General features: G+C 36.7%; 7 protein-coding genes. 4 read left to right on the forward strand and 3 right to left on the reverse strand.

Features of this window, described 5'->3' with window-relative positions:
* Positions 1 to 126: 126 nt before the first annotated feature.
* From COS96_01060 to COS96_01075, 4 genes are all read left to right on the forward strand, one after another.
* A complete protein-coding gene (locus COS96_01060) occupies positions 127 to 1,275 on the forward strand; it encodes a hypothetical protein (protein ID PIU44045.1) in 1,149 nt (382 codons plus the stop codon).
* Between the two features lie 152 nt (positions 1,276 to 1,427).
* Positions 1,428 to 3,935, forward strand: a complete 2,508-nt coding sequence (locus COS96_01065) for a preprotein translocase subunit SecA (protein ID PIU44046.1) — start codon at positions 1,428 to 1,430, stop codon at positions 3,933 to 3,935.
* A gap of 135 nt (positions 3,936 to 4,070) precedes the next feature.
* Positions 4,071 to 5,216 carry a cell filamentation protein Fic gene (locus COS96_01070; protein ID PIU44047.1) on the forward strand — a complete coding sequence of 382 codons (1,146 nt, stop codon included), beginning with the start codon at positions 4,071 to 4,073 and terminating at the stop codon, positions 5,214 to 5,216.
* A 130-nt stretch (positions 5,217 to 5,346) separates the two neighbouring features.
* Entirely contained in the window at positions 5,347 to 6,747 is a 1,401-nt protein-coding gene (locus COS96_01075; GenBank protein PIU44048.1) for a Fic family protein, read from the forward strand.
* A gap of 49 nt (positions 6,748 to 6,796) precedes the next feature.
* On the opposite strand, the gene COS96_01080 is transcribed toward COS96_01075, so the two are convergent.
* The 3 genes from COS96_01080 to COS96_01090 all read right to left on the reverse strand — a co-directional run.
* On the reverse strand, positions 6,797 to 7,915 hold the full coding sequence (locus tag COS96_01080) for a hypothetical protein (protein ID PIU44049.1): 1,119 nt from the start codon (positions 7,913 to 7,915) through the stop codon (positions 6,797 to 6,799).
* Between the two features lie 64 nt (positions 7,916 to 7,979).
* A complete protein-coding gene (locus COS96_01085; GenBank protein ID PIU44050.1) occupies positions 7,980 to 8,303 on the reverse strand; it encodes a hypothetical protein in 324 nt (107 codons plus the stop codon).
* 47 nt (positions 8,304 to 8,350) lie between these two features.
* Positions 8,351 to 10,570: hypothetical protein (locus COS96_01090; GenBank protein PIU44051.1), on the reverse strand; the 2,220-nt coding region annotated here is incomplete at its 5' end.

Consider the following 10,570-nt stretch of genomic DNA (forward strand, 5'->3'; position numbering starts at 1 on the left):
ACTATGGAAGACAGAGGCGTCAGACTTAAAGAATGATGTTGTGAAGACGGCAAAATGAAAAAAGAAAAAAATAAAAAAAACAAAAAAAATTAAAAAAATAAAAAATAGGGAAAAAAATACGAAAAAATGAAAAAAACAATGAATGAGTTGAAAGGAAAGGCACCGGCGTTATTGGTGTTGCTGTTGCTGTTGTTATTAACAGCAGTGGTTGGATGCATAGGAGATAATAAGAAAGATAGCAGTGGCGATTTACTTACCGAAAAGGCAGAAAAAGTAGCGACCTATTTGGGGCCCGAAACGATCGGAATATTAGTGATAGCTTTGATAATAATTGTTCTGGCAGCTATTTTTATTGGAACCGTTAATTTGGATAATAACTGGACCATAGCAAGAGTCGCTAAATATGCTTTTGGCATGTGGGTATTGGTTGTAGCTATTGTACTCTGTACATCTCTGATAGTAACTATACCAGCGGGATTTGAAGGAGTAGAGTATAGTTGGTTGTCCGGCGGGGTTCAAGATAAATATTATGGCGAAGGGACAAGTTATAAAAGCCCTTTTTCAGAGATATGGAAATATCCTGTCAGAACTCAGCAGAAGACAGAGTCTATGCACGCTTTATCCAACGAAGGACTAAGTATACAAATGGATGCGACATTAACGTATAAAATTAGTCCGGGTAAAGCATATGAGATACATAGAGGGATAGGCCCTAGCTATGAAGAAGTTGTTGTCTTGCCACAGTTTCGGTCAGTCGTAAGGGAGGCCGTAGCTGAATATCAGGCAGCAGACATCTACACCGAAAAAAGAGCAGTTCTGGAACAAAAGGTGGTCGCTGATATCACACAGAGATTAAAAGGAAAGGACATAATCGTTGAAAATGTTCTTTTTAGGAATATTGAGCTCCCCCCGCAGTTAAAAACATCAATTGAGGAAAAGAAAAAAGCGGAGCAGGATGCGTTACGTATGGAATATGTTTTACTGAAAGAAACGCAGGAGGCCAAAAGGAAGATAATAGAGGCGGGAGGAATAGCCGATGCAAATAAGATAATAGCGTCAGGGCTGACAGACCAATATCTGAAATGGTATTGGATGAAAGAGTTCTCCGATAATGACAACGTTATGTTTGTCCAATTGGGGGCAGATGGAACTCCGATGTATACCAATACTGGAACTGGGAATATTGGTAATGTTTCAGGCGTAGCAACGGTATTTGACATAGCTTCTCTTCTCGACATGGAAGCCAAAAACTTTTCCCAGCCGGCACCGGCGTAATTGCTGGTCGTGGAAATAGCATACGGATAGTAAACTATCCGTTTTTTATTTCTTTATTTCTCATCTTCGTTCTGTTTTAGGGGAATTTATGATACAATGACAAAATTGGGGCAAGTGCTTGATACTTAATACTTGCTACTTAATACTAATCTATGTCATTTTTTACTAAAATTTTCGGGGAGAGCAGCGATTCTTTTGTTAAGGAAATTCAGCCCATTCTTGAGAAAATAAATTCTCTTGAGGCGGATATTGCGAAATTTTCCGATGGACAAATTAAAGAGGAGGTTTCAAAAATTAAAGAAAGAATAAAAAACGGAGAACCGCTTGATGAGGTTTTAGCTCCTGTTTTTGCCTTAGTTAGGGAAGCTGGAAAAAGAACTTTGAATCAACGCCATTATGACTCTCAAGTAGTCGGAGGAATAGCCCTGCATCAGGGGAAAATCGCTGAAATGAAAACCGGAGAAGGAAAAACTTTGGCCGCTACTTTGGCTCTCTGCCTTAACGCTTTGGAAGGGAAGGGCGCTCATTTAATAACAGTCAATGATTATTTATCCAAGAGGGATGCCATCTGGATGGGACAGATATATTATGCTTTGGGGCTATCAACATCCTGCATAGTTCATGACAGCGCTTTTATTTATGACCCGGAATACCAGGACGAAAAATTCCAAATCCCAAATTCCAAATTCCAAATAAGCTCCAACAACCAAAATCTAAAATTAGGAGAAAAAGAAGATGAACGCGATGAGGAAAGGGATATAAAGGGAGGGTTTAAGATTGTTAAGAGTTATTTGCGGCCGGTATCGCGAAAAGAGGCCTATGCGGCCGACATTACTTACGGAACGAATAACGAATTCGGCTTTGATTATTTAAGGGATAATTTGGTTTATGATTTGGGACAAAAAAGCCAAAGAGGATATAATTTTTCCATTATTGACGAGGTTGATTCAATTTTGATTGATGAAGCCAGAACGCCTCTGATTATTTCCGCTCCGGATATGGAAAGCTCAAAATGGTATCAGGATTTTGCCCGCATCATACCTAAGTTAAATTCCGAAACGGATTATAAAATAGACGAAAAGATGAAAGCGGTTACTTTGACCGAAGAAGGAATGGAAAAGGTGGAAAAGATTTTAGGTATGGGCAATATCTATGAGGAGAAAGGAATAAAATATGTCCATCACTTGGAGCAATCTTTGAGGGCGGAAGCTTTGTTCAAAAAAGACAAGGATTATGTTTCCAAAGACGGGCAGATAATTATCGTTGACGAATTTACCGGACGGCTGATGCCCGGTCGGCGCTGGTCAGGAGGACTTCATCAGGCCATTGAGGCCAAGGAAGGAGTGTTTGTTCAGCCGGAATCATTGACTTTGGCCAGCATCACTTTTCAGAATTATTTCAGAATGTATAAAAAATTATCAGGAATGACAGGAACAGCTCTCACTTCAGCTGAAGAATTTGATAAGGTTTACAAATTAGAAACGGTTTTAATACCGACCAATAAACCAACCATCAGGAAAGACCTTCCGGATAAAGTTTATAAAACCGTGGCCGGAAAATTCAAAGCCGTGGTGGCGGAAATAAAAGAGAAGCACGAAAAGGGTCAGCCGATTTTGGTCGGCACGACTTCAATTGAAAAAAACGAATATCTGGGGAAATTATTGGAAAGAGAGGGGATTGCCCATCAAATTCTGAACGCCAAGAATCATGAGAAAGAAGGAGAAATTATTGCTCAAGCCGGAAGATTCGGAGCAGTGACCATCGCCACTAATATGGCCGGCAGAGGAGTTGATATCATACTCGGAGGCAATCCGCCGAATCCTGAAGAATCTAAAAAAGTAACCGAAGCGGGCGGTTTACATGTCATCGGCACAGAAAGGCATGAGGCGAGGAGAATTGATAATCAATTAAGAGGAAGAGCCGGAAGGCAGGGAGACTCGGGTTCTTCACAATTTTTTCTTTCCTTGGAAGATGATCTGTTAAGGGTTTTTGGCGGGGATAGAATTAAATCATTAATGGAGAAATTGAATCTTCCCGAAGATGAGCCGATTGAAGTGGGAATTCTTTCCAATGCCATTGAAAGCGCTCAAGCGAAGATTGAGGGTTTTAATTTTGATTCCAGAAAGCATGTTTTGGAATACGATGATGTTTTAAACAAGCACAGGGAAATAATTTACAAAAGAAGATTGGAAATTTTAGGAAAAACAAAAGAGGAGGGGTTGAGGGATCAGATGCTGGAAATTGTCGCGAAGGCGGGATTTTCCAAAGATGATTATGAAAAAAAAGAGAAGGAACTTGGTCCGGAGGTTATGCGCCATGCCGAGAAAGCAGTGAGCTTGAGGATCTTGGATTCGTTGTGGATGGAGCATTTGGAAAATATGGAGTATTTGAGGGACGCCGTCCGATTAAGGGCTTATGGCCAGAGAGATCCGATTATTGAATACAAAAACGAAGGGCATAAAGCTTTTCAGGAGTTGCTTAAGCAGATAGAATTAACTACTGCTGAGACAATTCTTAAAATTACCCTTGCTCCTCAAAGAGAAAATCCTCAATTTTCCCAGCCGGCGCCGATTGTTTCTCAAAAACAATTAACCGGCAGAAACGACCCCTGTCCCTGCGGTTCTGGCAAAAAGTACAAAAAATGCTGCATGAATAAATAAATTTATGGAGGAGATTATTGATGTCAACTATGTCTGATTATATACGATTATATATGAAAAGTAGGAGAGCATTGACACGATAGATACAAACTGATATACTTTGTATATATTCAGAGAAAGATAGAAACAAATTATATGAAACCGTTAGAGTTAGGAAAATTTATAAGTCAACCACAAGGTTTTAAGGCTTTTACCCCCAATCCCTTTCCGCCAAAAGGAGGTTTTGATTTTGATCCTAAAATTCTGAAAAAGAATGATGAGGCGACGAGATTATTAGGAAAATTGGATGGGATCACAAAGCTTTTGCCGGATGCTGATTTTTTTCTTTTAATGTATTTAAGGAAAGATGCGGCTTCATCAAGTCAGATTGAGGGAACAATGGCAACGATGATTGATGCAATAGAGGCAGAAGCAAAAATTATAGAAAACGTTCCGGAAGATGTAGATGATATTCTGCATTATATTAAAGCGCTAAATTATGGGATAAAAAGGATGAAGGGAGATAATTTTCCATTAGCGCTTCGATTTATTAAAGAATTGCATAAAGAACTTTTAGACAAAGCAAGGTCTACGCATTTTTCAGATCCCGGAGAATTCAGAAAAAGTCAGAATTGGATAGGCGGAACAAGGCCGGATAACGCTCGTTTTGTACCGCCACCGGTTGAAGATATGAATAGGGCGATTTCAGACTTAGAAAATTTTATCAATAAAGAAGACACGGTGCCGGTCGCAATAAAAGCTGGATTAATTCATGCCCAATTTGAAACAATTCACCCATTTTTAGATGGCAACGGTAGAACCGGCAGAATGCTGATTACTTTTTATTTATGGAAAGAAGGTTTTTTGGAAAAACCGGTTTTATTTTTGTCTGCATATTTCAAAAAACATCAAAAAATATATTATGAAAAACTTTTTGCATACCATAACGGGGGCGTTGAAGATTGGATAGATTTTTTTCTTGATGGAGTGATTGAAATCGCAAACGAGGCAATTAATATCGTAGGCAAAATCACGTATTTACGCCAAAATGATATGGGAAAAGTACATACTTTAGGGAAAAGGGCTTCTGAAAGCGCTATGATTGTTATCCCAAAATTATATGCTCAGCCGATAGTTAATAACGCTATCATCCAAAAATGGACCGGTTTCACGCGCGCTGGAGCGCAAAGAGTGATTGATAGGTTTATTGACATAGGCATTCTAATCCCAAAAGATAAAAATGTGACCTATGGGCAGTCATATGTTTACAAAAAATATCTAGATATGTTCACCGTTGAATAAACAAATATGAAGATTGCTGTTATTTCTGATTCTGACGATAATATGCTGAATTTGGAGGAGCTTGCTTTATCGAACATTATCGTATATTATTGGATATAGTTAGATTATATCTGATTATTATAGTTAATTTATGAATTACAATAGATTAAGCAAACGAATCCCTCTGACACAGGACATTCTGGCGAAAATCGCCAAAATTGACCAGTTTCAGGGACTATGGCAGGGAAGCCTACGCTTAAGCCCGCAGATACTCGGTCGTCTTAAGGCATGGGTTATTATCACATCAACGGGCGCCAGCACTCGTATTGAGGGCGCCAAGATGACGGACGAGGAAATTATCAGTTTCCTACGCGGCCTCAAAGCAAAATATCCAAAAGGCAGAGATGAGCAAGAAGTTGCAGGATACGCTGATCTTATCGGTAGAATTTTTGATAACTGGAAAACGATTAAACTTTCAGAAAACTGGATACTGCAATTTCACAGCATCTTGCTTCAGTTCTCAGATAAAGACAGGTTTCACAAGGGAAAATATAAAGATTCTCCCAATACGGTAGTAATGAAAAACGAGAGAGGAGAAGAAGTTGTTCTTTTTGACCCGACGCCCCCGTATTTAGTAAAAGGAGAAATGCTTGAAGCGATTGAATGGACAAATGAGCAATTAGAAACTAAAAATTTTCATCCCCTACTTGTAATCGCCAATTTCATTTTTGAATTTCTCGCAATCCATCCATTCAAGGACGGTAACGGCCGGCTAAGTCGCGCTCTTGCTAATCTTCTCCTTCTTAAATCAGGATATAGCTATGCGCCGTATGTGTCGCTTGACGAAATCATAGAGGAAACAAAAGCAGAATACTATTTGGCGCTTCGGGCAACACAGAAAAATCACAAAACCGAGCGCGAAGATATCGCGCCATGGGTAGAATACTTACTTGGCGCGTTGCTTGAACAGACCGAGAGAGCCAGTAAGATTATGAAGTCGGATCAGCCGGAGAAATTGCTCTCGGAAAAACAGATGCAGATTTACCGCTTGTTTGGCGGAAAAAAAGATGCTTTTAGTTTCAGTCTAAGAGAACAAAATTGTTATATATCATATTTTCCGGAGTGGATAGAGCCGGAAACAATAGGAAAATTAAATTTAAAACGAAATGTTATATTTTACCCCGAAGGATGTGATATTGTTCGAGTAACTTCAGATGATTTTGGTGAAGAACTGACAGTAACAAACATTGGAAACTTCAGGATGATGAATGGTAATACTGAGATAGCAGTAACTGGTTCTGTAGTTTATGAAGATGGAAATGCTAAAGATGTTGTAATAAATCAAGAGGATATCGAAAATAGAAGAGCTGTGATGGAACCAGATGTTAAGACTGAGGACAGAATTGCTATCAGGAATATTCTTCCTAATTATCACAGTGGTTATGTTACTATATTGAATGTAAAAGAAGGAATAAATAAGAAAATGGAAAATATATACGAAGTTGAAGTAGAGTACAGAACAGTTTCTTTCTCAGAATGTCTAAAAAAGTAAATAAAGATGAATGTTTTACAAAAGCAACAATTATATTAGACAAGAACAATCAATTTGTGCTAGGTTCAATATAAAGAAATTCATAAAGGTCTATATTTTTTGGAAATCCTGTTGCGCTATTTGAGAAAAACTGTTCACCGATTCTGTTCTGCCATTTAGCATAAGTTCTGTCCATTCTTTGTTTTAATTCCAAACCATTGTCCATATTTAAAATACCGTCAACTAATGCGATTGTTGTATAACCTTCTGGAGCAACCCCCTCTAAACCATCTTTTCTATTATATGTAAATGCTAATCCATAAATATTGTATGAAACAAAAAGATTGCTTAACGTATTTTCAGTTTCACATCCTATAATTGCAACTCCTTTATTTTTCTCTGGAATTCCAACTATTTTTGATTTTAAACTATCAGGAATTACAAAACCCATTGCAGGATTATGTCCGCAATAAGCCCAAATTAATGCTTCTCTCAAATCAAGTTCAACCCCATTGTCTAATGATAATTGAAAAGGATGTCTTCCATTAGAATCATTTCTCGAAGTGTCATTTGCCATTGCAAAAGGATCTTCCTTTAAATAAGCCAATATATCTGTAACTGCAGTGTTCATACCACTCCAACGATAAGTCATAGGAACAAAATAAACATCCACGCTGTCTTCCACGCCTTTATTTCTCCATCTTTCGTTTGGTAAAAATCTTTTATGATAAACTAATATTTCTACGGGGGATTTCTCATATTTTTGTTCAAAAACTTTTTCCCAGTTTTGTCTTTTATTCCACATTTCCTTATGCCCAAAACTAAACCCTCCCCAGTAAAGGTTTTTTTCCGGAGGATTGGCATATGCGACATACTCTCCATTAATCCATCTTCCATGTGTGCTGTCTAAAGCAACTGCTGTTGCTATAACTAAAGGTTTGCCTTCTTTGAAGTCATTTACTATTTCATCATAAAGTGGTTCTATTAGTTTTGGTTGTAAGTTTATAGAATTTAATGTATCATAAAGTTCAGGTACTCTTAAAGAATCTTCAAGAGGCGTTGTTACATATTCTCTAACTCCTTCACTGTAAAATGATTGATTAAAGAATTCTGTATTTATGTTCTTATTAACATCACAACTAGGTAAAATTATAGGGATTAAACTTAAAATTAAACTTAATATTTTCATCTAAATTAATAGATTAAGATATATTTAAAGCTTTCTTTTGTTATCACTCAAAAATAACATAATCTTATCTTCTGTGACAATCAATAGTTATTCTTAATACGTCACCATCTCCATCATCAAGATCTTCAAGTCCTCTTCCAGCACAACCACTTCCTCTTGGTCGTTCATATTGTGTTTCTGGTTCAGGAATAGAATATACATTTTTCATTCTTTCTCTTTCTGCTCTTGCTATACTATCTTCTCTTTCTACTTGAGCAATACTATCTCTTTGTCTTTCATAATATCCTGGAGGTGCTTGTCCGTAACTGAATTCTACAGGACAGGAAATTACAGATAACAAAATTCCTAATTTTAAATATTTTCCAAAATATTTTAATATATTTCCCATATTTATTTCAATAAGATAATGTTTTTAAACTTTATTGTGATTTTGTCTTATTTGCCTTTTGCAATTTCTCTTAACTTTCTAAGAACTTCATCATCCTCGGAAGTTGTTGCTCTTGCAGGTTTAGGTTTCTCAACAATTTTTGTTGCAGTTGTTCTTGTCTGTTGTCTTACAGGTCTTCTCATCGGTCTTTGCATAGGCATAGGACCTCTGAAAACAGGTCCTTGGTATGTTGTTGTCCTCGGCATATTGAATGCTGGATGTATGGGCTTGTTTTCTTTTGGTTTCTTACCTTTCATCTTTATTATTCCTTTTTTGTAGAGTAAAACAACAACAACTATAACCAGAACTGATATTAATAATAGTATAATCCAGAAAAAATTAAATGAAGGTTTTTCTTTTTTGCATTGTCCGAAACAACATTCAAAAGCATCGGAAGATTCCTCATAATCACCAACACAATGCTGTCCTTCAGAACAGATTTTTCCTCCTAAACTATTGCAACTTGACAAGCATTTTCCTTCAACACAGCAAAATTCTGCATCTGAAGTTTGAGTTATGCTTCCAGATGAAGAACATTCATCAGCTGAGTCGCATATCTGACCGTTTAAATCTCTGCAAGTTTGTTTTGAAACACAACTCCCGCCTTGAATACAGCAAGAGCCGTCTGATGTTATAATTAATTCTCCGTTTTCACATTCTTCATTAAATAAACATAATACGCCGCCTAAATCATAACATATTTCTTCTTCTTTGTCCTGACAATAAAAATAATCACAGCAATATTTTTCATCTATTGCAATAAACCAATTATCTCCTAAACAAACTTTGTTGTCAGTAGGAGAACATTTTACACCGCCCTGGCTTTGACATAATTCTGAAGATGATTTACATTCTCCGATACAACACGAAGCTGAATCAGAACTTATAACAGTTTGTTTTGTTTTACCTGTTGAATCCAAACATTTTTCATCACTTATACAAACTTCTCCCTTTAAATCAGAACATTTAATTCGTGTTGAATCTAAACAGCAAACACCAGAGGAACATTTGTAATCACTTCCTTCCATCTTCAATTCTGTTGTCAAACATGATGTCTTGCATTTTCCTTTTCTGTTTTCACAATTTGACAATCCAAGACCCCCATCGCAACATATCTCGTTTATGCCTTTGCACTGCAATCCTTCGATAAAGACACCATTATATTCCTGGCAAAAACCTTGTTTTACGCAATTATAACCTTCTTTTTTACATGGGTATTCATCCTCTTTTAAATCTCTGCAACAAACTTTATTGTAAATTTCACAGCCAGTTTCATCTGTTTTTGTTTTGTTTCCAGTGCATTGATCTTCAGCTACACAACTATAATCTTTATTTTTGCATTCACTTGAAAAAGAACCTCTCGGCCAGAAATTCCATAATATCCATGATGTATCTTTTAAATTATTGAATTTTCCGTCTGAGGATTGTTGTGATAATAAATAATTTTTTGAGTTGTCTATATTCCCAATTCCAACCAAAGCTGAAGTTCCAGCGTCAAAGAATTTTCCTTTTGAAGAAGATGGAACATTCCAACTTCCATCTGCTTGCTGGTATTTTTCAGCTTCAGTGATATAAAATTCATCCCCGGTCAATTCATATAAAAATGCATCATTGAATAATTTTTTATTGCTATCCTTCTCCAAAACCAAATAAGGAATGAAAGTTTCTGCAGAATAATCCTCGCTAAATGCCGAGAATCTTTCCAAATCAAGAGCGAACCACAATGTTGCCTCGTAATCACAGCTGTTTTTTCCTATGCATAATTTTCCGAATGAAAATTTCTTTTCCAGTGGTTCTCCAAGTGTCGCGCTTTCACTTATTCCTGTAAGATACAAAACTTCATCATCTTTTGTATAAAACACAGACAATTCATATTCTCCTTCGTAAGTTGAATAACATCTGAAAACAAATCTGTTGTTTATGCAGTTCTGTTTGCTGGTTTTAATCCAGTATGGTTCTGAGTGAATTTCAAAGCAAGGTTCCCCACCTTCAGCAGTTAAACTGGTTATTTTATTATATTCATCAATATTAACAATTTCTTTTACAACATTGTTTGATGAATCAAAATAACTTATTTCACATTCTGCAGTTATTCCCAAATCTGTATCGAGCTGGACAAACCACATTATTCCTTCCTGAGAAAGTTCCATAACATTTTCAAGAATTTTTTGTTCAATTGCTGATGTGTCCTGTTGCAAATTGTCAAGAACAAATTTTGCTTTTGCTAA

Source organism: Candidatus Nealsonbacteria bacterium CG07_land_8_20_14_0_80_39_13 (assembly GCA_002779355.1).
Classification (GTDB): domain Bacteria; phylum Patescibacteriota; class Minisyncoccia; order Minisyncoccales.

What these genes read in the sequence shown, in the direction of transcription:
- COS96_01060 (PIU44045.1), top strand. Translation starts at nt 127, where the DNA reads ATGAAAAAAACAATGAATGAGTTGAAAGGAAAGGCACCGGCGTTATTG.
- COS96_01065 (PIU44046.1), top strand. Translation starts at nt 1,428, where the DNA reads ATGTCATTTTTTACTAAAATTTTCGGGGAGAGCAGCGATTCTTTTGTT.
- COS96_01070 (PIU44047.1), top strand. Translation starts at nt 4,071, where the DNA reads ATGAAACCGTTAGAGTTAGGAAAATTTATAAGTCAACCACAAGGTTTT.
- COS96_01075 (PIU44048.1), top strand. Translation starts at nt 5,347, where the DNA reads ATGAATTACAATAGATTAAGCAAACGAATCCCTCTGACACAGGACATT.
- COS96_01080 (PIU44049.1), bottom strand. Translation starts at nt 7,915, where the DNA reads ATGAAAATATTAAGTTTAATTTTAAGTTTAATCCCTATAATTTTACCT.
- COS96_01085 (PIU44050.1), bottom strand. Translation starts at nt 8,303, where the DNA reads ATGGGAAATATATTAAAATATTTTGGAAAATATTTAAAATTAGGAATT.